Below are 26,658 nucleotides of genomic sequence, written 5' to 3'. Positions count from 1 at the left end.
GGCAATGATTGGAAGGATGAACAAAAGTGGCTGCAGCCATGAGAGAATTTGAAAGATTAAATGAGGAAATTGAAACATATCGTCTTAAAGCATTATCGGTCGAAGATATAAATAGAGGAATCGAACTTTGCAAACGAGGAATGGATCAGCTTTCAGAAGTTTTTTATCAAATCGAAAATATTCCCCGGTCTATTCCATGCCGGGATGCACTTATTCAATTCTATGCCATGATGGATCAGTTTAAAAAAGCACGCACTGTCGTAGAAAATGCTTTTGCAGCTGGTGCATATCATCCAACAACGAAAGCTGCTGTATTAAAACGAATTGATGAAATGGAAAAAGCCCGCAATAGACTGGTTTTGTGTATTAGTGAAAACCCTGGAATCGAAGAAAACCAGGTTGAAAAAAGATTGAAATGTGACAAAAAAGCATTGAAATGGTACCTCGCCAACAGTACATTGATCAAAAAAAATACATACAAGAATACATATGCACTATGGCTTTCAGAGGAAATTACCTTAGAAATAGATCGCGGCATAAAAGCGGCAATTGTAGACGTAGAAACTACAGGATTATCCAAAGTGAAAGATGAAATCGTAGAAATTGGCGTTATGTTCTGCAGGTTCGACACCATTTCCGGGGAAATAATGGAGATTATTGAAGAGATTAATGAATTAAACGAACCAAGCTTTCCCATCCCAGCAGCCGTCACTCGCATTCACGGTATCACGGATAAAAAAGTTGATGGTAAAAGGATAAATAAGAAGAAATTGGATCAAATATTTGCTGAAGCTGATATCATCATTGCACACAATGCTAGTTTTGACAGCGGCTTTATTCAGCGTTACTTTCCGGCATCAAAAGTCGTTCCTTGGCATTGTTCTGTTAACGATATTCACTGGAAAAGCTATGGGTTTTCCACGAGAAAACTGCTTGATTTATGCCGTCACCACCGTATTACTCAGCACCAAACGCACCGGGCACTTGATGACGTCAAACTGACTGTGGAGTTGTTGCAGCAGCGTAACCCTGCAGGAGAATACTATTTGAAAGAATTGCTCCATAAAAGCAAACAACCCTCCTATTAAATCAATTAGGAGGGTTGTTTGCATTAATTAATGATCGATTTGTGTAATTTCAGCAAAGATTGTGTCACAGAAATCTTTTCCTCTTTTCTCCCTACATACTTACAGAAGACTGATTCATCACTTCCACTAAACGTTTCATTCCTGTTTCAATCTCTTCGGGTTCCGCATTGGTGAAATTCAAACGCAATGTATTTTGAGCGGGGGTATTGACGTAAAACGGTGCCCCAGGAACGAATGCCACGCCATTTTCCACCGCTTCGTTTAATAGAGCAGTCGTATTAACAGATTCCGGCATCGATACCCAGAAAAACATACCGCCTTTTGGCTCTGTGTACTGGATAGGAAGATCTTCACCTTTATCGAAAATACCTTTCATCACCAGCATTCTTTCTTTATATGCTTGTCTCAGGGTACGGATATGCCCATCAAGGTCAAATTCACGCATTAAGTGAATCAAGGCATGCTGGGATAATGAATTGGTATGCAGATCTGTAGCTTGTTTGGCTTGGGCCATCATTCGAATAATTTGATAAGGACCGGCAATCCATCCCGTACGCAGCGCAGGTACAACAGTTTTTGAAAAAGTACTCGTGTAGACAACGTACTTATTGTCATCCATTGACGCTAGAGGCGGAATATTTTCACTTTGATCAAATTGAATGTCACCATATGGATCATCTTCAAAAATGATAGTGTGGTATTTTTTTGCGAGCTTTAGAAGCTGCTTTCTGCGTTCTAATGACCACACTTTCCCGCCAGGATTCGAATAAGTAGGTACAACATAAATACACTTTGGTTTTAAACGTTGGATTTTTTCTTCTAAGTCTCCTTGTACCATCCCGTCTTCATCTGAATCTACCGGCACAATGTTTACTTCATATGATTGAAACACTTGAAGAGCCGCTAGATACGTAGGATTCTCAGTTAAAATAATATCACCGGGATTAAACATCACTCTTGCGAACAAGTCAATTGCCTGCTGTGACCCAGATGTTACCAGTACATGTTCCGGATCTCGGTAAATACCTTTTACTTTCATCCGTACTGTCAATTGTTCTCTTAAGGCCGGCACCCCTTCTGTTTCCCCATATTGCAATACTTTCGGATTAGACAATAGTGCTTGATCAAACGCCTTTCTTACTTCCTGCACGGGAAATAACTTCTCATCCGGAAGTCCGCCTGCAAACGAAATAACGTCCCCTTTATTGACAACTTTCAAAATATCACGTACAGCTGACGATTGCATATGGTTGACGCGTTTTGCAAACCCGTACTTCATTTCTCTCTCCACCTCTTTATATTTTTATAACTGATAGATTCATTAAAAAATATTTTCAAAATGTCTTAATATTGTATCATATTTAAATCGATTGCTTCGATAGTCATCTTATATGAGATGGGGGCACTACTTTCATAAAATACTAAAAACGTATGAAAAGAGAATGTGTATGAGATATAGCCATACCGCTGTACAAATACCTATTTACACGGATAAACCGTAAGTCAACAACAGATAAATGTTTTTATTTCGTTTCGTTGACCTGCTCTTCTGAGTTATATGATATTTCTTCCATTCTAGAATTTTCTAAAGCATTATCAGTATTATCTTTGGACTCTGCTATGAATATTGAAATAATGACCAGGACTAAAGCAACGCCGTCAACCACTCTTAATGTTTCTCCAAGAAAAGAGACAGCAAAAACAGTTGCCGTAATTGGTATTATTGCTGTGGCCATCCCAACAGTACTAGCGGGAACTTTGGGCATTCCTAAATACGTAAAAGTATATGCCAGCACCCAGCCAGAAAAAGCATATGCCACAATGGTTGCCCACGTAATAGCCGTTATACTTTCCCAATCGAACGTTAATGATTCAAAAACAGCCATAGGCAATGTCATAAATAATCCCATAACACATAAGCCAGCAGACATAGTAAGCGGCGGGATTTGCACTGCGAATTTTTTTGCATAAACATAAAACATCGCGAGTGAGGTTACTGCTAGAATCATGAAAATGTTCCCCAGCCAGCTTGCTTCTCCAACCGCTCTAACCCCGACTACTTCCATAATTAAAACAGCAAACACAGCTAATGAAATCGCAATTATTTTCCGAATATTTAAACGTTCCCCTAATAATAAAAAGGAAAGAAGCAATACAATAGCTGGAACCATACTATTAATCACTCCAGCTGCAATGACATTTGTATAACTAAGTCCGTATAAAAGAAATACGGTGTAAAGGACACAAGTGAAAAGAGCCTGCATAAAAATTCCATAGTAATTTTTAACGCCAAGGTTTTTCCATTCCACCTTGTCATAAATCTTTGCTGCTGGTAATAATATGATACTTGAAACAGTCAATGTTAAAGCGGTGAACAACCAAACAGGAATCGTTTCCATAGCATAATCTCCAACCGGGATACTGATTCCTAGAAATATCATAACTATGATAATATATAAAAACCCAATATTCATCTCATTACTCCCCTTTAAAAAACACAATTTTAATTGTTCCATTTAAAAGTGTGGTGAAATGACGATGCCTCGTTCCTACCTGTCATGACCTTACTATTATTCTTGTAATAATGTTCTTCATAGCTTTGATTAGATTAAACGTGGATTGGTCTCCATCAATCCAAACCAATTATAAGAAGACTGTCTATTTCTCATAATTGCCTCCACGATAATCAAAGACTTATTAACTGAATATTACAAAAATCTTTACCTAATAAAAAACCTCTCTTTAGAAATATAACCATTTAAAATAACGTGTTTGGTGCCTATTCATTAAGAATTTTGACATAAGAGCCAATAGGAAAGTTTGAAACACGACCAGTTGTATAACCATAATAGCCATAGGTTTTCCCATAGGATCGCATGGCATCAAAATCCTCAACAACAATACCTGTTGTAGGAATAACCTTTTCCAGCCATACAAACAAATACAGATTATTATCTAGTTTGTAATAGACATCTTTACGGCTATAAACAAATTGAACTCGCTTTCCGATTAATTCTTTTGTCTTCTTTTGCTGGGGTGTAACATCCGAAATTGGATTGTCAATAGATACGTGTTCAAATGAAGCATGGACAGAAGAAAGCGGCATACCTTGTTCAGCTCGTTGAAGCATTGGTATTGATGTGCCTTCTTTAACTGGAAGCTTGCTGGTAATGACGGTAGCAATGTTTTGGTGAAGGTCAAGGACAATAGATATGGATTTCGTATCACCATATGAAACAATGAAATCAATTAGAAAAACTTGGCTTGCCGCAAAGTCCAAAAGGCGGAATCCGCAGTTTTGCTTATACTTTGATCCTTTAACATAGTTTTAAACATTTCTAAAGTATAAAATAAATATCTTTTCTGAGCATGACCGCTGTGTATGCTCAAATGAATCTTTCCTTGATATTCTCATCCTCCACTGTCCACTTTATGCGTTTCGATATCTACAATCAATATTTTAGATATTTTGTTTCCCTCATAATAAAGCATAAAGTCTTTATCTACTAACTTATCTGTGGCTCCATCATATTTCACTAAATCCAACCGAAAGTTCGCCTATACTGATGAAATCATTTTCTTTCATACTCATATTTCAGCGATCCCCCCTAAATAAATGTATAGTTATAGATGAAGTCACGTAAGCACCAAGCCAAAACTGCTTGATACCTACGTTCTTTTATTTTCGGAACATTTAACGATTAAACCCCATACCAATTGAAATGTTCGTCATTTAAATCTACCCAAACATTTTTCGTTTCCGTATACATATCCATTGCTTGTATCCCTAGTTCTCTTCCAAACCCGCTCTGTTTCGTTCCACCAAATGGTGCAGCGCTATCAAGCATACTAAACGTATTCACGTACACCGTTCCTGCTTTTAGGCCTTTTACCATTCGGTGTGCTCTTTTTAAATTTTCTGTCCACAGTCCCGATGTCAGGCCATATAACGTATCATTAGCTTTTTTCAAAGCATCTTCTTCGTCTCTAAAGCGAATAACCGAAAGAACCGGACCAAAAATTTCTTCTTGAGCAATTGTCATATCATTAGTCACGTTTTCAAAGACAGTTGGAGTGAAAAAATAGCCATCGTTTTCTGTCTTAAATCTTTCCCCTCCAATAACTAAGTTAGCCCCTTCTTCTAACCCAGCAGCCACGTAGTGTTCAATACGTTCTAATTGTTCTAGTGAAACTTGCGGCCCCATTTGCGTTGTTTGTTCTAATGGGTTTCCAACCTTAATTTTCTTTGCTTTTCTAACGAAAGAATCCATAAAATCATCATATATACTATCTTGTACAAACACCCTAGAGCCCGAAGCACAGACTTGACCTTGCGCAAAATAAATGCCAAACATGGAACCATTGACAGCGTTTTCAATATTAGCATCATCAAATATAATGTTTGGAGCTTTCCCTCCAAGCTCTAAACTTACGGGTTTCAAATTCTTACTAGCAGCTTGCATAATCAACTTTCCAGTGGACGTGGATCCTGTAAAGGCAATCTTATCAATCCCAGGATGAGAAGAAAGGGCATCTCCTGCGTCTTTTCCAAACCCAGGTACAACATTAATAACACCATCTGGAATACCAGCTTCTTGAAAAATTTTAACCATTTCTAAAATACTGATAGGTGTTTGCTCTGCAGGTTTAATAACAATTGTATTGCCTGCCGCCAAGGCTGGAGCTAATTTCCACATCGTCAGCATAAGAGGAAAATTCCATGGTACAATGGCTCCTATTACACCTAACGGCTCTTTTAATGTATAGTTAAATCTTCCAGCAGGGGAAGCTAATGTATCTCCTTGAACTTTATTTGCAAGACCGGCATAGAACTCTAGTACATCAATCATAACGGGGATTGCAATATATTTCGTTTCATTAATAGGCAAACCATTGTCTCTGGATTCTACTTCAGCTAAATAGTCCGCTTTTCTCCACAATTCTTGAGCTGCCTTATTTAATAAACGCCCTCTATCACTTGGTGCCATGTCAGCCCATGGCCCGGATTCAAAAGCTTTTCTTGCTGCTTTTATCGCTAAATCAACGTCTTCTCCTCCTCCTTCCGCTACTGTACCATTGACTTTTCCAGTTGCGGGGTTAAGCGACTCAAATGTTTTGCCAGACAATGATTCTGTCCATTTTCCGTCAATAAATAATTTGTATGTTTCACTCATCATTATTCTCCTTTAATAAAATTCGTAAAGCAGACTGCACTTAATACAGAACATTTTGAGAATGGATATTGACAACCTGTTTAACTGCTTCTATTTGGTGTTCAGCCAAGACATTTGAAGGCAGCCCCTTGATTGCTTCGTAAAATGGATCTTCTTTCACCTTGCTTTGTAATCCACTTAACGATTCAATTATTCTTAACGTACAAAATGGTACATAAGCAGGACTATAGCCACCTTCATGACAAACAACTAAACGACCTTCACAATGACGTTCCGCTATATCCATTACGACAGAAGTCATTTTGCCATACCCTTCTGCTGTAACTATCATTTGTCCAAGAGGATCAAATACACTTGCATCCTGTCCGGCTGATACGATAACGAGCTCTGGTTTAAACTGATCAGCAATTGGACCAACAGCTTGCTCCAAGGCGTATAAATATCCAGCATTTCCAGTTCCAGCCGGTAATGGAATATTGACGTTATATCCTTTTCCTGCCTTTTCACCTATATCTTCTGCAGCGCCTCTATCAGGCGGAAAGTTAAACTCTTGATGAATAGAAACAAACATAACGTTAGGATCGTAGTAAAATGCACTTTCTGTCCCATTACCGTGATGAACATCCCAGTCTAAAATCATAATACGCTTCAGCCTATATTTTTCTTGCGCATAACGAGCAGCAACTGCTGCATTATTAAACAAGCAAAAACCTATTCCTTTTTCTTTTTCTGCATGATGTCCTGGCGGTCTTGTAAGGGCGTATACATTTTGAACCTTTCCATCCATTACCGCATCAACACTCGTAATCGCACCACCAGCAGATAAAAGAGCGATTTCATAAGAGCCTCTTCCTACAATGGCTAATTCTCCAGCATCTCCACCCGTTGTATCACTTAATTGTTTTACTTTATCTACATAAGCTGGAATATGATTTAACTCAATCTCCTCCCGAGTCGCTGCACGGGGAGTCATCACTCTTAACTCATGAATAAACCCGCTTCGTTCTAATAGATTCTTTACACGTCGCTTACTTTTAGGACTTTCACCATGTTCATCTGCTTCTATCCATCCTCCAGGCGGAAGAAACAATGCACCATTTCCAGTGTCGTGCCAAAAATAACTTTCATCACATAAAAACCCGGTTTTTATTGTCATCACGTCCCTTCCGATTTTTACAATCTTCTAAAACGCTTTGTTTTCAAATGCTTTTATAGCTTCTGAAAGCCTTTCTATTATTGTTTCAATATCTTTTTTATTAACTATTAAAGGTGGAGCAAGAGCCACTGCATTAATACCACCAAAAGCAAGAGGTCTTAATAGAAGATTTCGATTTAAGCACTCTTCTACTACCTGCTGTGCAGCATGCAAAGATGGATCGAAACCATTCTCGTTTTCCCGGTCTGCAAACAATTCAATAGCTCCTAGTAAACCTATTGTTCTAGCTTTTGCCGTCACTTTATGTTTCTCTTCTAAATACTTTAAGCCCTTGTGTAATTCCGCACCCATTCGCTTCGCGTTACCAACTAAGTCCTCTTTTTCTATGATTTCTAAATTTTTTAATGCAACCGCACAAGCAGTTGGGTGCCCGCTGTAGGTAAACCCGTGAAAAAATACATCTTCTGACATTTCTGCAAGTTCATCTCTTAGGTCTGTTTTTAGAAGGACAGCACCCAGCTGCATATACCCGCTAGTTATTCCTTTAGCGACAGTCATTACGTCAGGTACAATTTCCCAATTATCTACCCCAAACATTTTTCCGGTTCTTCCAAAACCACATATTACTTCATCGGTAATCATAAAAATGCCGTGTTCATCACATAACTCTCGAACAGCTTTTAAGTAGCCTTCTGGGGGAATGTTTATTCCTCCCACGCCTTGAACAGGTTCTAAAATGACAGCTGCTATTGTTTCTGGACCTTCTTTTTCAACAATACCTCTAATGCTAGTTTCATAATCAAGGTGAGACGTATCTCCCTTTTCACAATCTGTCAGGTACGGCTTTGCATGAAGAAATCCCGGTGCTGAAGAAGTGATCATACTATCAAATTCTCGAACTCCTGTGGCACTTGTAGCCCCCATTGTTACCCCATGATAGCTTAAATCAAGAGCAATTATTTTCGTCCGCTCTGGGTTCCCTTTCAATTTCCAATAATGCCTTACCATTTTAAATGCCGTTTCATTAGATTCCGATCCGCCAGAGGTGAAAAAACTTACATTAAGATCACCAGGTGTTAATTCTGCAAGCTTTTCCGATAGTTGAATCACCTTATCGTTAGAGTTATTAAAAAAGGAAGAACTATAGGAGAGATTCAGGATTTGTTGTTTAGCTGCTTCTGCCATTTCTTGACGACCGTACCCAATATTTACGTTCCACAAAGAAGAAACTCCATCAATATAAACATCCTCTTGAACATCTGTTACATTGATCCCTTGCCCTTCTTTAATAATTAAACCCGGTCCGCTTTGCTGCTGCAGTTTTAGCGGAGTTGTCGGGTGAAAGTAATATTGTTGATCCGCTTTTTTTAAATGATCTGCATTGTTTGCTTTTTTAACTACATTTTCATTCATGACAGGTATGCCTCCCTTAAAATAATAAAACTGACGAACGTTCGTCAGTTTTATTATAAGGAAAAATCAGAAAATTTACAATAGAAATTTACATTTGTTTTTCTATTCCTCGCCAATAAATTTTCCAAGAAATAGAGAATCTTTTTTCAAATTGGTCAACATTGACATAAATTAATTCAACAAGCAGCCCATCAATAAAATTCATAAAAGATATAGTACCTTCTTCCGCATTGACTTCTAATTCATCTTCATGATTCTCAAATGCTTCTTTTATGTATGTTTGTAAACTATCATAATAATTAAAGGCACTTGAAATCACTCTTTCTTCTAAGTGTCTAGGGGGGATAAACATCATTTTAAGCAGAAATTTAATGTTTCTTTCTCCTACTGATTGATACCTCTCTTTTAATTGAAGAATAAAGTAATACAAAATGTTATTTATCGTTTTATCTTTCTGCTTTCCAAAATAATCACCTAAAAATGAGATTTCTTCATTAATTACTTTTTCCATTACTTGTAAAAAAAGATCATCTTTGTTTTTGTAATGTGCGTATATAGATTGCTTTTTTATACCCACTTCATCACCTATATCTGTTAGAGAAGTACCGTCATACCCCTTTTCAACAAAAAGATGTAAAGCACTTTTTTTAATTTTGTTTGCAGTCGTCATGGACATTATGTTCCTCCTCTTTTTTCATTGTTGAAAAAAATACATATACATAGACCCAACATATCAATCAATAATTATTCTACCTAATTTTTATTAATCATTCGACAAAAACAATAAGTCATCATAAGAAAAGTTCGGGGGTTCAGCAAAAATTGCTCTCTATCGTGTGTACCGAGCGGCTGGAGCTGCAGCCGGACATCATCAAATATTTCCTGCCTGCGAAAAAAAGAGGGTTATCTCCAAATGAAGATAACCCTCTTTTTTTAACCTCTCATTAATTCAGGCAAAATGGTAATCAGCTCAGGAAACGCTGTGAATAAGATAATAGCAAACACCATAGCAGCTAACATGGGCATGACACCTTTAAATATTCTCTCAATTGGAATATCCTTTACTACACCGCTAATGATATAAACACTAATACCAAGCGGCGGAGTAATTAAACCTATGTTCATTACCATCACCATAATGACCCCGAACCAAACACCATCAAACCCTAACTGAGTAACGAGAGGGTATATAACTGGGAGAGTCAATACTAAGATGGCAATACCTTCTAAGAATAATCCAAGAATAAAATAAACAAGCAGAATCATCCCCATAATCATAAACGGGGACCAATCAAGCCCGTTGACAAACATAGTAATCTGCCTTGGAATCCTGCTAATAGATAAAAATTGACTAAAAATATCTGCTCCAATTAAAATGAGGAATATCATTGCAGATAAACGAGTGGACTCACTAAGTGCTTTAATGAATTTCTTACCGTTTAACCTTCTAGTAATAAGAGCTAGCACCAAAGAACCAAAAGATCCAATAGCCCCTGCTTCCGTAGGAGTAAATACCCCAAGATAAATTCCTCCGATTGTTAGAACAAACAACAACACAAATGGCCATACTTTTGATAAAGATTTTAGTTTTGTTCCCCAATCTGACTTTTCCGATGAAGGACCAGCTGCGGGATCTTTTCTTACCCATAAAAATATTACTATCATAAAGAGAAGCATTTGAACAATACCAGGAATAAGACCCGCAATTAATAATTGACCTATTGGTTCCATCGTTAAAATCCCGTAGAGAATTAAAATGACACTAGGAGGAATTAAAATTCCTAATGTACCGCCTGCGGCTACACAAGCAGTTGATAACGTGGGGCTATAATTGTATTTTTTCATCTCTGGCAGAGTAATACGAGCCATAGTCGCGGTGGTGGCATTTACGGAACCAGAAATAGATGAAAATATAGCACTTGTTCCAATTGTTGTAAGAGCCATTCCGCCTTTCACATGTCCTAACCATGAATCAACAGCTCGAAATAAATCTTGTCCAAAGCCACTGTAGGATAGAATCATCCCCATTAATATAAACAAGGGAATCACACTGAGTGAATAGGAACTAGCAGTTCCAAACGGTGTGTTGCCCAATTGGACTAATCCTGTATCTAAACCTCTAATCATACCAAAACCAATTGTTCCAATAAAAATTAATGAAATACTTACAGGCACCTTCAGCAAAAAAAGAATCAATAGTACGACAATTCCTAAAATACCTATCGTTTCTGGGCTCATGTTTTTTCCACCGCCTTCACAAAATGTTTGAGCCCGCTGGTTAAAGCTATCAATGCAAAGACGAAAGAACCGATAGAAGCTATTATAATAAATGGATAAACTGGCAGACTCAAATCACTAGTTGTCACATTCCGCCCCATCGTACGTATAGCTTCGTTTAAAATGTGCCAACTCATAAAAGCAATTACGACAAAAATAAACCATTCAATACAACCTTCTATAATATGTCTTACTCTATGCGGCATCTTGTCTACAGCAAACCCAATCGCAATGTGCTCTTTGTATTTATGAGTAATAGCGAATGTAAAAAACACCAATATCGCTGAACCTAATTCTGTTAATTCAAATGACCCTGTAATCGGCTGGTTGAAAAAGAAACGGCCAATCACATCAAAAGTAATTAAGAGCATAACGAAACATAAAACAATGTTAGCGATATGATGCAAAATGAGATTAACAACATTTACCGCTTCTTCTAATCTGCTAATAAATCGTTTCATATAAAAACTCCTGTTATTCAGAGCTTAATTCAACAGCTCTGTCATAGATGTCTTGACCCGGCAGCCCTTTTTCTTCTTTATCTTCGATCCAAGCATCAATCGCAGGTTGTAAATATTCGCTCCACTTTTCGTTGTCTTCAGCACTTAGTTCATAAAACTCTGCTCCGGCTTCTTCAGCTGCCTGAATGGCTTCTTCTGCTCTTTTATCCATGGTTTCTCCAACCACTTGTGACATATGTTCTCCATTTATTTCTTCCATGGCTGATTGGTTCTCTTCACTAATAGAATCCCAGCTGTTTTGATTCATTACTGCAAAGAACGTTGTCATATAAAAATTACCAACAGTGACATAATCAATTACTTCGTGCAAACTATAATCTAATAAGGTGTGAAATGGTCCTACCGTTCCATCAACTACTCCACGTTCAAGTGCTTCGTAGGTTTCATTCATCGACATCGATACTGGGGTAGCTCCCATTTCTTCAAGCCACCTATTTACCTCAGGGGATGGGGAACGTATTCTCATCCCTTCCAAATCTTCGACACTTTTCACTTGTTTATCAACCGTGAAAATCTGACCAGGCTCAGATGTTGCAGTCCATAAAGGGACCGTGTCTTCATATTCCTTTTGCAGTTCCGGAAATTCTTCATACAAATCCCACAAAATCTGGGAACCCTCTACCCCTGTTTCACTCATAAAGGGAAGTTCCATGACAGAAGTAAGTGGAAATTGTCCAGGTGTATAACTATGAACGCTAAACCCGATATCGGCCACTCCCGTTGCCGCTGTTTCATATTGAGCATCTGGCTCAGCCAGCTGCGCCCCTGGATAAGATATAATTTGAACTTCCGAATTGGTTGCATCTTCTGTTAACGCTTTAAACTCTTGAACAACCTCTGTTTCCATGACGTGATTAGAAGGAAACATATGCGAAAAATCAAATTCTTGTGCTTCACCGGATGATTCAGAGGCCCCAGAAGAGCTGTCAGAAGTGGAGTCATCAGCACACGCACCAAGCATAATTACACTTGCAGCAGCTAAAACAGATGTTTGTGAAAGCTTCTTTGTTAACTTAATCATGTTGTTCCTCCTTTATCATCACAGATTAATTAAGCGCTTTCATGCTATAGATAAAATGAATAGGGAGAAAGATTTAAGGCCCTTAATCATTTCTCCCACCTTCATTTAATCAAACGCGCTTAAGTATACTGTGGATGGATGTTATATTCTTTTAATGTCTCACGAATTTCATTTTGAAGCTCCTCGGATGGCAGATCCATAGGCAATCGTAATACTGGTTCAATTTTCCCCATCATACCAAGTGCTGCTTTCACAGGGGCTGGATTCGTATCTTTGAATAATACATCGTTTAACTTCATAAGTTCAAAGTGAAGGTCCTGCGCTTTCTTGACATCTCCTGTTTCCCAAGCATCATGAAGCTCGGCTACTTTCTTTGGTTCTACGTTAGCGGTAGCACTTATTGATCCTGCTCCTCCAATTGCAAGCATTGGGTAACAAAGTAATTCAATACCGGAGTACAATAGAAAATCTCTTCCACAATAAAGTAACACTCTGTTTACATGTTCAAAATCTTTATTGGACTCTTTCGCCCCTACTATATTCGGGCAATCTTTGACTAGGCGTGCCATTGTTGTAACTTCCAAATTTTGTGCAGTACGCCCAGGGATATTGTAAATAATAATTGGAATATCTACAGAATCAGCAACTGTTTTGAAATGTTTGTATAACGCTTGCTGATTTGGTTTGTTGTAGTAAGGCACTATAACCATTGCAGCATCGGCGCCCATTTCTTCAGCTTTTTTCGTTAAATACATTGTTTCATCGTGATTGGTTGAACCAGTTCCTGGTGCGAATGGGACTCTGCCGTTAATCGTTTTGATCGCATTTTCCATCACTTTCACACGTTCTTCTGTCGTAAGGGAGCTTGGTTCCCCTGAAGTACCGGTAACAGAAATAGCGTGCGTTCCATTTTCCAATTGAAATTCAATCAATTCTGACTGTTTCTCATAATCTACCTCGTGATTAGCCTTAAACGGAGTAACAACCGGTGCAATGGAACCTCTTAATCTTTTCTTAATATCTTCATAGTTTCTACTCATTAATATATCCTCCCTCTAATTTAAGCAATCATTTAATCGCTTATAATATATATCTTGTATTACATTTTATTATATATATTTTCATATATGATTTCAAGTATAAATTATTCCTGCTTCTAATGTTGTTATCGTGTTAATATTCACCATACTAACTGTGACCCTTTTTTGAGATGAAAAATGTAACGAAAAAACCAACCCCTAGAAATATAGACAAGATGATAAATATCCATCCATACGTCACTGTCTTCATTAAATAAATGGCAAACATCGGACCAATAGTCGATCCGACAAACAGGAAAAAAGAATATAAGGACATTGCTGTTGCTCTCTCTTTGCCACCATAAATACTAATCAGTGAAATAACAGAAGGCACAGTCACTGAGATTCCGGCTGTAAAGACAATACTCATGACAATCATCATTGTCATATTTATTGTAAGCCCAATAAAAAACAAACCAATTCCTGCAAAAGATAGACCGATTCGAATCATAACAAATGCCCCAAATTTTCTTGCCAAACGACTGCCAAATGGTGCAAACAACATCCCGATAATACCTGCAGAGCGAACGAGCAATTTGTTCGAATTCCAAGAAATACGTTTGCTCTCAAGCGCTGTATACATACCCACAAAGCTCAACAAAAGTAATATGGTGATAAAATAATTACAGATAAAAAACGGTTTTGTTAAGACAGTGGTAAACGTTTTAAATACAGAACGTCTTACAGAACTAGTACATTTCGAATCATTTGGAATAGCAGCGATAAACGCTGCTCCTAGACCTAAATAAATGAAGCCGAATAAATAAAAGACATAGTTCCAACCAAACGCTTCATTCACCACACTACTGTACACTTGCCCTATGATGCCTGCCATTAAAAATGCAGCGCTAATAAATCCAATTGACGCAGCTCGCTTTTTGGGCGGGTAAAGCTCCGTTAAGAAAGTAAGTGCAGTGGGGGCAAACGAAGCTGCAACAAATCCCTGAATGCCCCGTAATACAACAATTGCTCCATAACTTGAAAGCATTCCAATAATCGGTGATAATACCGTCAATAACAATAAGCCAAAGACAATCTTTTTTTCTCCCTATTCGTTCGGAAAGCGGTGCAAACACGTGTGTTCCCAATGCATAGCAAAATGAACAAACACTGGTGATCAGTGCGGCACGTTCCGCTGTAATGTCAAATTCAGCCATAAACACGGAATTTAACGGAATTGTTGCAAATAGGGTTGGATACAATAAATAATCCACTGCAAAAAAAGATGAACGTCATCAAGGAATAATTTTTCTTCCATTCTTTATTAAATGAATATATTTCATCGGCAGGCTCTCCCAATGCCAGTGCTCCCCTTTCATTCAACCGATTCGTTAGATCAATGGTTCTAAAAATTCAGCGCTTACTGCCTGGTAAAGGAAACCGCCTTAGAAAAACTCGGCTTATCGACGAGTCCTTCTATCGTATGACGGAGCTGCTCTTATACTGCCTTTCGAAATTTCTTATACATTGTGATAGCGACGTTGTAAGTCGCAGCTTTACTTAAACTATTAACCAATAACGTTTTGTATGAACAGTGAAAAAAGCCGATTCATCAGCAGCAGATTTCTCGGCTATTTTCTATAGGTTAACTTATTATTTATTCATTGCTTAATTCAACGGCTCTGTCATAAATTTCTTGCCCTGGGAGCCTTTTGCTTTCTTTATCTTCAATCCAGGCTTCAATAGCTGGCTGCATGTATCTCTCCCATTCTTCTTGTTCCTCTTTACTTATTTCATAAAATTCCACTCCAGCCTCTTTGGCTGCCTGCTCTGCTTTTTTTGCTTGAGCATCATGAACCTCGCCGATCAATTGAACCATATTTTCTCCCTTGATTTCGCCAATCGCTTCCTGGTTTTCTTCACTAATGGAATCCCAGCTGGATTGGTTCATTGCCCCATAAAACGTTGTCATATAGAAATTACCAACCGTTACATAGTCAATAACATCTTTTAAGCTATAGTCCAGCAAAGTATGAGTAGGGCCGACGGTGCCATCTACTACTCCACGTTCGAGCGCTTCATACACATCACTCATCGGCATAGAAACAGGAACAGCACCTAATTCTTCAAGCCATGCATTAACCTCTGGGGAAGGAGAACGTACTCTCATTCCTTCCAAATCTTCAGGGCTTTTTACTTGCTTGCCAACTGTGTAAATTTGTGCAGGTTCAGATGTTGAAAGCCATATCGGCATCACATCGGCATATTCGTCTTGCATTTCTGGAAATTCTTCATATAAATCCCATATCATCTGCGAACCTTCTGAAGACGTTTCACTCAAGAAAGGAAGCTCCATAACCGAGGTAAGAGGGAACTGTCCGGGTGTATAACTATGTACACCATAACCCATGTCTGCCACACCTGTAGCAGCTGCTTCAAAGTGTCCATCTGGATCAGCAAGTTGGTTCCCCGGATAAGATGTAATGTCAACTTCTCCTTCCGTCGCTTCTTTAACCCCCGTTACAAACCCTTGGACAATATCTGTTTCCATCGGACTATTGGAAGGAAAAAAATGTGAAAAGGCAAATTCTTGTGATTCCCCGGATGTTTCGGAAGAACTTTTAGAATTAGATTCCTCTGAACAAGCACTGAGTATAAATACACTTGCAGCAGCCATAGCAGCATATTTCAGAACTTTTATATTAAACATGCTTTTCACTCCTTTAATTGACCATTTATATTAAGCGTTTTCATAATATAGGTAAATAAAAAGAAAAGGGAGAGATTTTACTTTAGTAATAAATCCTCCCTTAATCTAGCAAGAAATAGTTGAGAACCATTTTTTAAATAGTTTCTAGTCATTCTGACTGTTTTCCCTCATGTTTCAGTCTAACCTGTCGTTATAGCTTAGCTTATTTCTTTGTATTTTCCTTCAAAGAAAGCAAGCGGTTCTCCGTCTTGAACATTTAAATTTAATACCTCGCCGACAAATAAGGTGTGGTCCCCAGCTTCGTGCGCATCATACACGTTACAGGCCAGATTAACGATGGAATCTTTTATGATCGGCGTTCCTTCAAAATCTTCAAAAGCTACGTTTCTTTCTTCTTTGATTTGTCCGGCAAAAATCATTGACATCTCTTTCTGCTCTTCTGACAATATATTTACCGCAAATTTATCAGCACGTTTAATTAAGTCATGCATGCGGGCTTTATCTCCGACGGAAATGAGGACAAGTTTTGGATCCAACGACACCGACATGAAAGCATTGGCAGTCATGCCGTGTACTTCTCCGTCCACCTCCGTTGTAATCACGGTTACGCCTGTCGCAAATTTCCCCATCGCTATTCTAAACATACGATCATCCATGATTATCACCTCTTGAAAAAAATTTACATTCTTAGAAAATAAGGCTTATATGACAAACGTTGGCTTTCGTTTTTTCAATGTCGGCTCTTTCAGATCGATTTTCTTTCCAGTATGAACATCGAGCACTTCGGATGCTTCTTCAAACCAGCTGTCTGGTGCTTCATGGCCCCAGAATGTCTGCCGCATCGGATCATCAAGATCCCAGCGGACCGGCTTGAAGTCCGGATCACTTGTGAGATAGTCCCCGTTATACAGCTCAATCCGGTGACCGTCCGGATCTCTCAAATAGAGGAAGAAGGCATTGGACAATCCATGTCGTCCCGGGCCGCGTTCAATGTTTGGAGCGTACCCCATCGAAGCCAAGACGTCACAGCCGTTAATTAAGCTCATTGGGTCGTTCAACCAAAAACCGACGTGATGAAGACGTGGACCTGGGCCGTTCATGAATGCGACATCGTGCACACTTGGTTTGCGGTGCAGCCACGCCGCCCAAATTTTTTCTTCTTCCCCGGCCGTGTATTCCGAACACGCAAAGCCGAGCTCATCAATATAATAGTTATAGGCTTTTTCTACATCCGGCACCATGCAGTTAAAATGGTCAATTCGCTGGACTTTGGCGCCTTTATATAAGTCGTAACGCTGGAGCATCCGATCCACCGTTTCCATTTCGGCATAGAACTCTACTGGAAGTCCAGATAAATCTTGGACGCGCAAGGACTTCCCGAGGGCTTTTTGGCTTCCTTTTTCGAGCCACGTCACCTTACGTCCCTGTTTGGTAAAAAACGATTCTAGTTTTTCGAGATCATCTTCCGCTCTCACTTTGTAACTGATCACTTCGACGGCCGGCTCCGGCTTTTTCTTCAGCCAAAGACTATGGTGATTGTGTTCTTCTAATCCGCGGAAGAAAATGTTTTCTTGATCGAATTCGGTTTCAATGAAGCCAAGAGCATCGTAAAATGCTCTTGACTTATCTAAATCTGTTACGTGCAGCACAGCGCGGCCAGTGCGAATAATATCAAAATTCATTATCAATTTCTCCTTATTATTAATTTTTTATTTACCGAATTGAGGTATTTGGTGCTGTCCTAACGCTACATGAATAACTTGAATTTCGGTGTAAAATTCAAACGCATAGTAACCGCCTTCTCGCCCAATACCGCTGTGTTTCGAACCGCCAAATGGCGTACGCAAATCACGGACATTTTGAGAATTCACCCACAACATGCCGGAGTCTACAGCTTGAGCGACACGGTGGCCGCGCTGGATGTCTTTCGTCCACACATAACCAGCCAAGCCATACCGAACATCATTGGCCAGTTCAATGACTTCTTCTTCCTCTTTAAAAGTCATGACAGCGATCACTGGACCGAAGATTTCTTCTTGGATCACCCGCATGTTATTATGAGCATTCAATAAGATGGTCGGGGCGATAAAGTTTCCGCGGCTCATGTCCTCTGGAATATCGCCGCTGATCACCTCACAGCCTTCTTCTTTCGCTAGTTCCAAGTACCCCTTGACGTTGTCATAATGCTTCTTATGAATCAGCGGACCGACTTGGGTCTGTTCTCTCATCGGATCTCCTACGATAATGTTTTGCACTCTTTCTTTCAATCGTTCGACAAAGGTGTCGGCAACGCTTTCATGAAGGTACAAGCGAGAATTTGCTGTACAGCGTTCCCCGTTAAAAGAGAAGATGCCCCACGTCGCTGCATCAAGCGCACGATCTAGATCTGCATCGTCAAACACGATGATCGGTGACTTCCCACCCAATTCCATCGAGAATCGTTTCAGCGAGTCCGCGCCATTTTTCATAATTTCGGAACCGGTTGTCGTTTCTCCCGTAAAAGAAATCAATTCCACATCCGGATGGGCAACCAATGCAGCTCCTGCTTTTTCGCCGTACCCGTGCACCACATTAAACACACCGTCCGGCAGCCCTGCTTTATCAATAATCTCCGCCAGACGATTCGCGGTTAACGGCGACCATTCTGCCGGTTTCAAAATGACTGTGTTTCCTGTCGCCAACGCCGGTGCGATTTTCCACGTTTCCAGCATAAACGGTGCATTCCATGGGGTAATTAAACCTGCGATGCCGACTGGTTTATGAATCGTATAATTCAAAAACTCGTCGTCTACTTGATACACATCTCCCACTAAACGGCTCGACACCATTTCTGCATAAAAGCGGAAGTTATGAGCCGAACGGGCCACCATTTTTTTCGTTTGACTAATCGGAAGTCCGGTATCATAGGATTCTAACGGAGCGATTTCATCGATATGTTCATCAATTAAATCGGCAATCTTATTAATATACGCCAAACGTTCTTTAACCTTTAAGTTTCCCCATTCTCCCTTAAACGCTTTTCTTGCCGCTTTGACTGCTTGATCAATATCCTCCGTATCTCCAGAGGCGACCCTGTTGATTGGTTCATTCGTGAAGGGACTGATGTTTTCGAATGTTTCATTGCTTTTTGCATCACCAAATGATCCATCGATATACAACTTTATATCTTTCACCTGTTCTTCCAACTGAACCTGTTTATCAGATACTTGGTTGGCCATAATTCCCTCTCCTTTTTTCTAGATTTGACAGTCAACATGCGCGTGTTTAACACCAACATCAGTGTTAAGTAAAATTTCAACCTCACATGCATAAACAATTTTCTAAATATTCCTTTCTTAAATTATATATTATATGATATATTATTTCAAATATAATTAATGCCCTATGAACGAGATCATTTTCCAACTTAAGGGTTTACAACGAAAAGCCGTAAACCCTTTAATAGCTTAAATTAATATATTGCTTTTTCAGTCTCTTTTTTTTCAGGATTAATCCATTTATCAGAAGTCCACCCGGAAAGATCATAATCACTTAATGCTTGATCAACGAAATCTTTATACTTATCTGTTTGTCCTGAAATGTCTGCAAATTTAAGTGCATCTAGTCGTATTGCTTCATGGTTTCCGGCATAATTTATTTCATATAATTCGTTGCGTCCGCCAAATTCGGTACCAATAGCATCCCAAATTAATTTCATTACTTTCACTCGCTCTTCGGCGGTAACACCACCAGAACCTTTATAATAAGTGTCTAAATAAGGACGGATTTCAGGATTCTGAAAGTCTTTCGCACTCGATGGCAGCTGTATTAGCCCACCTGCAACTACTTGTTCAAAAATCTGCTTTATTTTAGGCCAAACCATCGGGGCAAACGTACGATATGCTGTAGCATAGGTAGCATTTGGCAATAAACAGCCATTCGCTCCTTTTTCAGGATTCGTTGCCATAGCAGTAGAAATAGCCCAGAACATGTTTCTCCAAGAAATCACTTCGCCTATATTAGCTTGAACCCCTCTAAATTTACTTGTTCCTGCCATTTCGGTAGCTTTAAGCAGTAAACCAGCCATGAAATCCAATTTAACCGCAAAACGAGTACACCCTTGGAACGTGTAACGATTAAGCCAACCTGTTTTTGGTCTAAAACCATTAGCAATGTCAACATTGTTATACGTTAAAATGTCTTCCCATGGAATAAATACGTTATCTAGCACAATCACTGCGTCATTTTCATCAAATCGGCTTGACAATGGGTAATCAAAAGGAGTTCCTAATTTGGTAGCCATTTCTTCATAAGATTGGCGGCTTACAATTTTTAATCCTGGAGCATTCATTGGGACAAAGAATATCAACGCATGACTTTTATCGCCTTCACCTAAATCTTCAGGTGAATAATTGGCTACAAAGTTATAGTGCGTTAACGCCGCAGATGTTCCTACCATTTTGGCACCGCTTACAATTACGCCATCATCCTTTTCTTCAACAGCACGTACAAATACATCTTTATTTTTATGAAGAGGCTGATCTCGATCCAGTTGAGGGTTAATAATAGTATGGTTACAGAAAGGTACCTCTCTTTGAGCCTTCTTATACCATCTTCTTGCATTGTCTTCAAATCCTTTATAAAAATCAGCGTATGGTCCTAAAGACGCTGTAAATGCAGCCTTGTAATCGGGGGTTCTTCCCATAAATCCGTAACTGAGCTTTGTCCATTCTGCCATGGCATCTCTTGCACCCAGCAATTCCTCTACACTTGTAGACGCTTTAAAGAACTTATGAGTAGAGTAGCCGTCTTCGGTTTCCGTTGTGAGAATAGGAGCTTTTTCTGGGTCATGCAAAGCATCATACAACTGAGAAACGGACCTTGCTGCATTTCGATAAGCAGGATGAGTAGTTACATCATCTATTTTTTCACCATTTAAGTAAACAACTCTTCCATCCCTTAGACTTTCTAAATACTCTTTACCATTCATCATAATTAAAACCTCCATATTTTAATAATGTATCTATGAAAAATTTACACAGAAGCCATACGAACAGTTGATACCTTATTTAAAAATTTAACAGTTAGTCTGCTTCCAATCGGTTTTTCTCTTTTTAAAACGATTTCAGTTTTTCCGTTTTCAAGACATCGCAAATTTCCTGGATATTCACCCTGATCATCTTGAATTTCAATTTGATAAAGTCCTGGTTTTGGTAATAAATACTTTTGATCGATGGCTATCTTCATTGACTTTGTTCCAAACCGATTCGTTCTCACACTATATATGTTCCCGGCCGTCTCGTAATGGGTTCCTAAATAGTAGGGAATCAGGTGAACCTCACCATTCGTTACTAAATTTCTTATTAATGTAGAACTTATTTTTGCTGCGTTGTATGTTTTTTTGGAGATAACAGTGACACCGAAACCATTTTTTAAGCCTTCCTTTTGCAAGTAGTCTGTATCCCCTTTTGCCATGAAACCAAAAGTGAAATCAAATCCGACTACAACATGTGCTGCTTGAAGATTCAATATATATTGGTTAATAAATTGGTACGGTGAAAGCGCGGCAAAAGGTTTATCAAAATTCACTACAAATAACTTTTCGCAACCGATACTGGCCATTTTCTTCACTTTCAGAGACCAAGGTGTCAAGTACTTTCGGTTCTTCTCTCCTTTAACAACTTCGTTTGGATGGGGAAAAAACGTCATCGCTGTGAATTTTTTATTTTGTTGTTTTGCCAGCCGCTTTGCATGTTCCAGTAAATATTGATGACCTAAATGAATACCATCAAAAAATCCTATAGCCATAACATGAGATTCAACATTTGAAATAGAACCCTCGGACGGGCAATTAAGATAAACAACCTCCATTACCTTCCTCCTTCCCCAAATATTCAAAATCTTTATATTTATCCTATCGAATAGATGTTCAATAATCTACGACAGTAAATGTTCAAAAAAATTAATTTTTTAAACACTTTTTGTTTGTCACAAAAGCAAAACCCGCCAGTACCACAAATCATGTACGCAGGCGGGGGTTATTTAATCGCTATTCTATTTTAATTTCACCTTCACTAATCAATACTTGTAACGTTAATAAAAGTTGATACCCAGATGCTGGATCCCGAAGGTCTTGTCCAAGCATTTTTTCTAATTTTCTAATCCTATAGCGCAGACCGCTCATCGATAAAGCAAGTTCTTCCATTGACTTTTCAAGGTTTCCTCCATTAGATAGAAATACATAGAGGGTTTTAATGAAGTCTGCGTGATTTACTTTATCTTCATACAACGTTCCTAGTAGTTGTTTTGCTTTTTGCTTTACGGATTCTTTATTTTTAGAGTGAATCATGATGCCTACAACACCTAAATCTTCAAATTGAATAAGACTATTAGAGGAAGTGGCCATCTGTAAAGATGTTACCGCTTCATCATAGTGTTCCGATGCCTGCTGAATTTGTTGAGCTAACGTGCTTATTCCTGCTTTAAATGTTCTTCCAGGAAAATTATCTTCTAAAGAATGCATAAGATGTTTACATAATGGTGCAACGTCTTTGTCCAACGAATCGATTTGAATAAGCAAAATAATGTTTCCACTTCGTTGTCCAATTAATATATTTGTGCGTTTTTTAAAATACTGCAGGACAGCTTCCATTAATTCTTCATGAAATAACAACTCATTTTTTGAACTTTCGTATTTATTATTATATTTTAAAACAGCAATATAATAAGGTCTTTCAAGATTAATATTAACGTAACTTCCGCGTTTTAAAATTTCTTTCTTAGATAATAAATCCCCATTAAGTATTTGCTCTAAAAAATGTCCCTTCATACGTTCGGTTGCTTCAAATGCATTTTTTTCATTTAACATATAAAGAGAACAAACCGTTGCCGTTCTTTCTAATATCATTTGATCCACTTCGAATGCTTCTTTATCCTGGTTACCATAAATAAAGGAACAGTATCCAACACGCTTTTTCTCGAGAATAATTGGCGTAATAATACGATGGTGCGAAGGGCTGGATACCCTTTTTGTTATAGAAAAATATCCATGATTATTAAATTCTTGTTCAAACTTTGATTTAAAATCCAACTCCAGTTCTTCATACCGTTCAGGGGGTAAGCCAGCAAATGCTAAAAGCTGAAATTTTAAATCCTGTATGGTTATAGGAATTTCAGTCTCTTCGAACACAACATCAGCAATCGACTGTAAATCATTCCCGCTTGTAAGCTCCTCTGTAACTCTCTTATGTACAGCAAATGTTTTAGATAGATTGTTTCGTTCCTCAAGCAGTTTTTCATACGTACTTTCCAATTCTTTTACAATCGTAGCATTTTTATAATACTCAACTTCTTTTTCAATCTCTTCACCCCAATTTGATAATGTTTTTCCAATATAATAACACGAACGATCCCCCGTTCCTTTACAAGACACTTCTTTAAAAAGGACAGTATGCTGGCAAATTTCTGAATAATAACCACTTGCATAGCCAATTAACGTATGGCAGACCGAATCTTCTGCAATCCCAAACTGACGTAAATGCTCCTCTGCTTCATAAGAATCAGTCCAGGCTCCCTCAACATGAACGCCATCTACCGTGCCATCGGAATTATATTTAATGTCCAGGCTGGATGTCTTTACTTTTGTATAGCCTTTCATCATATGCAAAATGGGACCCTGTTTCAATATCTCCTCTATTGAAGAGAAGTTCTTTTTCAGTACTTTTTTTGCATCGTTTGCCCCTAAGTTCCAACCATAACGAATAAGAAATCCCTTCACTCGGTTTTCCCCGATATTTTCCATAAGGTCCTTTCGGAGTGTTCCAAAAACAGAGGAGGAGGTTAGTATCATCCGTTCGCCATCTAAGTATATCTTTCCGTCTTTTTCTGACAATGAGTCAAATACATTTTGATGAAACGCCATCCTCTTCACCTTCCTTTTATAATTGACCGTAATGTAAAATTAGTAAAAGCTCAGCTTACCGCAAAGTTCAAATGGCGGAAGTTGAAGTTTTACTTATAGTTTGATCCTTTAACAAAGTTAAACATTCTTTAAGTACAAGAAAAAGACAGGATATTACCCTGTCTCTTCTTTTTAGATTCGTATAGCTGGCAAATAAGAGATCAAAAATAAACTGTCCCCATTCTAATACCTTTTTTCAAGTAACTATTATAGAACAATATCGTAATTGTTTAAAGATTCGTACGTTACTCATTGCTTAATTCCACAGCTCTATCATAAATTTCTTGTCCTGGAAGTCCTTTTTCTTCTTTATCTTCTATCCAACTTTCAATTGCTGGCTGCATATATTGCTCCCATTCTTCTCGTTCTTCGTTACTTAACTCATAAAATTCTGCACCTGCCTCTCCTGCTGCTTCTACAGCTTCTGCTGATCTGTCATCGATAACTTCTCCAGCCACTTGAACCATATGTTCTCCTTTTATCGCGTCTAAAGCTTCTTGATTATCTTCACTAATAGAATCCCAGCTGTTTTGATTCATCACCCCAAAGAAGGTCGTCATATAGAAATCCCCAACCGTTACATAATCAATAACTTCTTGTAAACTAAAGTCAAGCAAGGTGTGAATAGGACCAACTGTTCCGTCTACTACCCCGCGCACCAATCAAATCGCCTTCTAGATTATACGTCCAGCCATGATACGGACATGTATGCGCTTTTTTATTACCGTAGTCTTCAGTACATAAACGCGTTCCTCGATGAGAGCAAGAATTTAAAAAACCTTTTATTTCTCCTTTTTTGTTTTTCATAAGGATAATCGGATCGTCTGCCATCATTCTTGTAACATAATCACCCGGTTCTTTTATCTCCGATTCATGCCCTAAAAACAGCCATGTTTTTCCAAAAATCTTATCTTGTTCTAATTTATATATTTCTGGATCCATAATAAGCCACTGCGGAAAATAACCTTCTTTCCAATTATCTTTTAACTGCTGTAACTCATCCATCACTTTCATTAAGCTCACCTCACCGAATCCTTTACTTGTCTATTGGTTTTTCTATTCTGAATTTAATATAAATTTTAGCAAATTAATGTAAGCGGATACATTGCTATACTAATTAACTTTTTGACAAAAATTATTATTTAAGATTAGAGACAAAAGCACAAACGCCCTGAAAGAGGAAGTTCGGCTAAGGTTAAAGACCTTCTAATGAGTACGCACACGTCCTGTGTGAAGTCACCATATCCTTTGGAAGTACGTTCAAGAGGTGCTTACTTTTGTGTTGCAACAGGACCAAGCGGCTGGGTGCTAAAGCTAGATGCAGACCATATAATATTAATATAGTTATCCACAATTTTTAAAAGTATAATTCGATAAGCAGTAAAAAAGCAGAGTCTCCTTATAAACATGAGAACACTCTGCATTTTTCATTTTTTCCTTCTACTGATGCTGATTGATTTTCTAAACAAACTATCTAACTCGTTCGATGGCAATAGTCTTTAAATCTTCCCCAACAATAACTTCCCCATCAAAATGTTTACTAGCTTCTTGATAAGCCTCTTCCTCATCTGTATTAGGAAGTAAATGTGTTAACACTAAACGTTTCACTCCAGCTTCTTGGGCAATTTCTCCTGCTTGCTGAGGCGTACAGTGTTCTTTCTTTAAAATGTCCCATATTTTTAGAATATTTGGATCAGAATTTTTGTTATTAGCGACAGAAGATGCAATTGCTGCATCTTGGATTAAAATATCTGCATCTTTAGCTAATTGAACAATACTATCTACCGGAGCAGTGTCTCCTGAAATAACAATAGACTCCTCACCTTTTTGAAATCTAAATCCAAACGTTTTCACGTTATGTACAACAGGGGCAGAGGTGATATCAACGTTTACATCAGGAAGAGTCACCTCTCCTCCTGAATCAGGTAATTCTATAATGTTTACATCCAATAAACCCTTCTCAGAGATGCCAAGAGTAGAAACACGATAATCAATATCTTCCTTAAACATATCCAGAATTTTTTCGTGAAAAGCCTTTAAGCCAGCGGGACCTGCAATGGTCAATTCTTTCCTTCCCAACGACCATCCTCCTAATAGAAAATGCCCGTACCCAAACACATGATCAGAATGCAAATGAGTAAACAAAATGTGTTTAATATCCACTGGATTTATATTGGATTCTAATAATTGACGAGTCGTTCCTTCCCCGCAATCTACCAATACTGGTGTCTCATCAACGGTCACTACCTGTGCCGGACCAGATCTATCTTTGTTTGGTTTTGGACTCCCTGTTCCAAGTAATTTAACATACATAGTTAATCCTTCTTTCCATAGAAAATT

Annotated in this window: 24 protein-coding genes; 1 reads left to right on the top strand and 23 read right to left on the bottom strand. The window is 38.4% G+C overall.

The window, feature by feature from the left end; genetic code table 11:
- Window positions 1-26: 26 nt before the first annotated feature.
- Window positions 27-1,088 carry an exonuclease domain-containing protein gene (locus tag CEF16_RS20500; RefSeq protein WP_091587614.1) on the top strand — a complete coding sequence of 354 codons (1,062 nt, stop codon included), beginning with the start codon at window positions 27-29 and terminating at the stop codon, window positions 1,086-1,088.
- A gap of 91 nt (window positions 1,089-1,179) precedes the next feature.
- Here the strand turns inward: CEF16_RS20500 and CEF16_RS20495 are convergent, their stop codons facing one another.
- From CEF16_RS20495 to CEF16_RS20390, 23 genes are all read right to left on the bottom strand, one after another.
- Window positions 1,180-2,367 (bottom strand): aminotransferase-like domain-containing protein, encoded by a 1,188-nt coding sequence (locus tag CEF16_RS20495; protein ID WP_091587616.1) that lies wholly within the window; start codon window positions 2,365-2,367, stop codon window positions 1,180-1,182.
- 244 nt (window positions 2,368-2,611) lie between these two features.
- Window positions 2,612-3,562: a DMT family transporter gene (locus tag CEF16_RS20490; RefSeq protein ID WP_170032218.1), complete on the bottom strand. Its 951-nt coding sequence runs from the start codon at window positions 3,560-3,562 to the stop codon at window positions 2,612-2,614.
- 305 nt (window positions 3,563-3,867) lie between these two features.
- Window positions 3,868-4,368 carry a MoaF C-terminal domain-containing protein gene (locus tag CEF16_RS20485; protein WP_091587619.1) on the bottom strand — a complete coding sequence of 167 codons (501 nt, stop codon included), beginning with the start codon at window positions 4,366-4,368 and terminating at the stop codon, window positions 3,868-3,870.
- A gap of 131 nt (window positions 4,369-4,499) precedes the next feature.
- Complete coding sequence (locus CEF16_RS25015) at window positions 4,500-4,634, bottom strand: hypothetical protein (RefSeq protein WP_281259201.1); 135 nt, start codon at window positions 4,632-4,634, stop codon at window positions 4,500-4,502.
- Window positions 4,635-4,789: 155 nt separating this feature from the next.
- On the bottom strand, window positions 4,790-6,262 hold the full coding sequence (locus tag CEF16_RS20480; RefSeq protein WP_091587620.1) for an aldehyde dehydrogenase family protein: 1,473 nt from the start codon (window positions 6,260-6,262) through the stop codon (window positions 4,790-4,792).
- A gap of 40 nt (window positions 6,263-6,302) precedes the next feature.
- Window positions 6,303-7,418 (bottom strand): class II histone deacetylase, encoded by a 1,116-nt coding sequence (locus CEF16_RS20475; RefSeq protein WP_091587622.1) that lies wholly within the window; start codon window positions 7,416-7,418, stop codon window positions 6,303-6,305.
- Between the two features lie 27 nt (window positions 7,419-7,445).
- The gene (locus CEF16_RS20470) at window positions 7,446-8,831 is read right to left on the bottom strand and encodes an aminotransferase family protein (RefSeq protein WP_091587623.1); all 1,386 of its coding nucleotides are present in this window, start codon (window positions 8,829-8,831) and stop codon (window positions 7,446-7,448) included.
- An 88-nt stretch (window positions 8,832-8,919) separates the two neighbouring features.
- The gene (locus CEF16_RS20465; protein WP_091587625.1) at window positions 8,920-9,507 is read right to left on the bottom strand and encodes a TetR/AcrR family transcriptional regulator; all 588 of its coding nucleotides are present in this window, start codon (window positions 9,505-9,507) and stop codon (window positions 8,920-8,922) included.
- Between the two features lie 257 nt (window positions 9,508-9,764).
- Entirely contained in the window at window positions 9,765-11,069 is a 1,305-nt protein-coding gene (locus tag CEF16_RS20460; RefSeq protein WP_091587626.1) for a TRAP transporter large permease, read from the bottom strand.
- Window positions 11,066-11,569: a TRAP transporter small permease gene (locus tag CEF16_RS20455; protein ID WP_096241768.1), complete on the bottom strand. Its 504-nt coding sequence runs from the start codon at window positions 11,567-11,569 to the stop codon at window positions 11,066-11,068. The genes CEF16_RS20460 and CEF16_RS20455 overlap by 4 nt, the downstream gene beginning before the upstream one ends.
- A 13-nt stretch (window positions 11,570-11,582) precedes the next feature.
- Entirely contained in the window at window positions 11,583-12,650 is a 1,068-nt protein-coding gene (locus tag CEF16_RS20450; protein WP_091587628.1) for a TRAP transporter substrate-binding protein, read from the bottom strand.
- 119 nt (window positions 12,651-12,769) lie between these two features.
- The gene (hpaI, locus tag CEF16_RS20445; RefSeq protein WP_091587630.1) at window positions 12,770-13,690 is read right to left on the bottom strand and encodes a 2,4-dihydroxyhept-2-ene-1,7-dioic acid aldolase; all 921 of its coding nucleotides are present in this window, start codon (window positions 13,688-13,690) and stop codon (window positions 12,770-12,772) included.
- Between the two features lie 148 nt (window positions 13,691-13,838).
- Complete coding sequence (locus CEF16_RS20440; protein WP_091587632.1) at window positions 13,839-14,765, bottom strand: MFS transporter; 927 nt, start codon at window positions 14,763-14,765, stop codon at window positions 13,839-13,841.
- Between the two features lie 561 nt (window positions 14,766-15,326).
- Window positions 15,327-16,379 (bottom strand): TRAP transporter substrate-binding protein, encoded by a 1,053-nt coding sequence (locus CEF16_RS20435; RefSeq protein WP_245917939.1) that lies wholly within the window; start codon window positions 16,377-16,379, stop codon window positions 15,327-15,329.
- Between the two features lie 197 nt (window positions 16,380-16,576).
- Complete coding sequence (locus tag CEF16_RS20430) at window positions 16,577-17,035, bottom strand: flavin reductase family protein (protein WP_091587634.1); 459 nt, start codon at window positions 17,033-17,035, stop codon at window positions 16,577-16,579.
- A gap of 45 nt (window positions 17,036-17,080) precedes the next feature.
- Window positions 17,081-18,061 carry a 3,4-dihydroxyphenylacetate 2,3-dioxygenase gene (hpaD, locus tag CEF16_RS20425; RefSeq protein ID WP_096241767.1) on the bottom strand — a complete coding sequence of 327 codons (981 nt, stop codon included), beginning with the start codon at window positions 18,059-18,061 and terminating at the stop codon, window positions 17,081-17,083.
- 27 nt (window positions 18,062-18,088) lie between these two features.
- A complete protein-coding gene (hpaE, locus tag CEF16_RS20420) occupies window positions 18,089-19,597 on the bottom strand; it encodes a 5-carboxymethyl-2-hydroxymuconate semialdehyde dehydrogenase (protein WP_211295872.1) in 1,509 nt (502 codons plus the stop codon).
- Between the two features lie 233 nt (window positions 19,598-19,830).
- Window positions 19,831-21,351, bottom strand: a complete 1,521-nt coding sequence (locus tag CEF16_RS20415) for a 4-hydroxyphenylacetate 3-hydroxylase family protein (RefSeq protein ID WP_091587980.1) — start codon at window positions 21,349-21,351, stop codon at window positions 19,831-19,833.
- Between the two features lie 41 nt (window positions 21,352-21,392).
- Window positions 21,393-22,229, bottom strand: a complete 837-nt coding sequence (locus tag CEF16_RS20410; protein WP_091587981.1) for an FAD synthetase family protein — start codon at window positions 22,227-22,229, stop codon at window positions 21,393-21,395.
- A gap of 178 nt (window positions 22,230-22,407) precedes the next feature.
- Complete coding sequence (locus tag CEF16_RS20405) at window positions 22,408-24,279, bottom strand: XylR N-terminal domain-containing protein (RefSeq protein ID WP_091587983.1); 1,872 nt, start codon at window positions 24,277-24,279, stop codon at window positions 22,408-22,410.
- A gap of 284 nt (window positions 24,280-24,563) precedes the next feature.
- Window positions 24,564-24,977 (bottom strand): type 2 periplasmic-binding domain-containing protein, encoded by a 414-nt coding sequence (locus tag CEF16_RS20400; protein ID WP_245918016.1) that lies wholly within the window; start codon window positions 24,975-24,977, stop codon window positions 24,564-24,566.
- The gene (locus CEF16_RS20395; protein ID WP_091587986.1) at window positions 24,928-25,332 is read right to left on the bottom strand and encodes an aromatic ring-hydroxylating oxygenase subunit alpha; all 405 of its coding nucleotides are present in this window, start codon (window positions 25,330-25,332) and stop codon (window positions 24,928-24,930) included. Before CEF16_RS20395 ends, CEF16_RS20400 begins: the two co-directional genes overlap by 50 nt.
- 456 nt (window positions 25,333-25,788) lie before the next feature.
- Window positions 25,789-26,631 carry an MBL fold metallo-hydrolase gene (locus CEF16_RS20390; RefSeq protein WP_170032212.1) on the bottom strand — a complete coding sequence of 281 codons (843 nt, stop codon included), beginning with the start codon at window positions 26,629-26,631 and terminating at the stop codon, window positions 25,789-25,791.
- Window positions 26,632-26,658: the final 27 nt, after the last annotated feature.

Origin of the sequence: Alteribacillus bidgolensis (assembly GCF_002886255.1) — a bacterium.
GTDB lineage: Bacteria > Bacillota > Bacilli > Bacillales > Marinococcaceae > Alteribacillus > Alteribacillus bidgolensis.
The sequence above is the reverse complement of the archived record's forward strand: the minus strand, read 5'-3'. Positions and strand labels throughout refer to the sequence as shown.

Excerpts from the sequence above, each read along its gene's own strand:
- CEF16_RS20395 (WP_091587986.1), bottom strand. The coding sequence starts at position 25,332 with ATGAAAGTGATGGATGAGTTACAGCAGTTAAAAGATAATTGGAAAGAA.
- hpaD (WP_096241767.1), bottom strand. The coding sequence starts at position 18,061 with ATGAATTTTGATATTATTCGCACTGGCCGCGCTGTGCTGCACGTAACA.
- CEF16_RS20475 (WP_091587622.1), bottom strand. The coding sequence starts at position 7,418 with ATGACAATAAAAACCGGGTTTTTATGTGATGAAAGTTATTTTTGGCAC.
- CEF16_RS20390 (WP_170032212.1), bottom strand. The coding sequence starts at position 26,631 with ATGTATGTTAAATTACTTGGAACAGGGAGTCCAAAACCAAACAAAGAT.
- CEF16_RS20435 (WP_245917939.1), bottom strand. The coding sequence starts at position 16,379 with ATGTTTAATATAAAAGTTCTGAAATATGCTGCTATGGCTGCTGCAAGT.
- CEF16_RS20470 (WP_091587623.1), bottom strand. The coding sequence starts at position 8,831 with ATGAATGAAAATGTAGTTAAAAAAGCAAACAATGCAGATCATTTAAAA.
- CEF16_RS20430 (WP_091587634.1), bottom strand. The coding sequence starts at position 17,035 with ATGGATGATCGTATGTTTAGAATAGCGATGGGGAAATTTGCGACAGGC.
- CEF16_RS20410 (WP_091587981.1), bottom strand. The coding sequence starts at position 22,229 with ATGGAGGTTGTTTATCTTAATTGCCCGTCCGAGGGTTCTATTTCAAAT.
- CEF16_RS20460 (WP_091587626.1), bottom strand. The coding sequence starts at position 11,069 with ATGAGCCCAGAAACGATAGGTATTTTAGGAATTGTCGTACTATTGATT.
- CEF16_RS20480 (WP_091587620.1), bottom strand. The coding sequence starts at position 6,262 with ATGAGTGAAACATACAAATTATTTATTGACGGAAAATGGACAGAATCA.
- CEF16_RS20415 (WP_091587980.1), bottom strand. The coding sequence starts at position 21,351 with ATGATGAATGGTAAAGAGTATTTAGAAAGTCTAAGGGATGGAAGAGTT.
- CEF16_RS20490 (WP_170032218.1), bottom strand. The coding sequence starts at position 3,562 with ATGAATATTGGGTTTTTATATATTATCATAGTTATGATATTTCTAGGA.
- hpaE (WP_211295872.1), bottom strand. The coding sequence starts at position 19,597 with ATGGCCAACCAAGTATCTGATAAACAGGTTCAGTTGGAAGAACAGGTG.
- CEF16_RS20450 (WP_091587628.1), bottom strand. The coding sequence starts at position 12,650 with ATGATTAAGTTAACAAAGAAGCTTTCACAAACATCTGTTTTAGCTGCT.
- CEF16_RS20495 (WP_091587616.1), bottom strand. The coding sequence starts at position 2,367 with ATGAAGTACGGGTTTGCAAAACGCGTCAACCATATGCAATCGTCAGCT.
- hpaI (WP_091587630.1), bottom strand. The coding sequence starts at position 13,690 with ATGAGTAGAAACTATGAAGATATTAAGAAAAGATTAAGAGGTTCCATT.
- CEF16_RS20405 (WP_091587983.1), bottom strand. The coding sequence starts at position 24,279 with ATGGCGTTTCATCAAAATGTATTTGACTCATTGTCAGAAAAAGACGGA.
- CEF16_RS20465 (WP_091587625.1), bottom strand. The coding sequence starts at position 9,507 with ATGTCCATGACGACTGCAAACAAAATTAAAAAAAGTGCTTTACATCTT.
- CEF16_RS20455 (WP_096241768.1), bottom strand. The coding sequence starts at position 11,569 with ATGAAACGATTTATTAGCAGATTAGAAGAAGCGGTAAATGTTGTTAAT.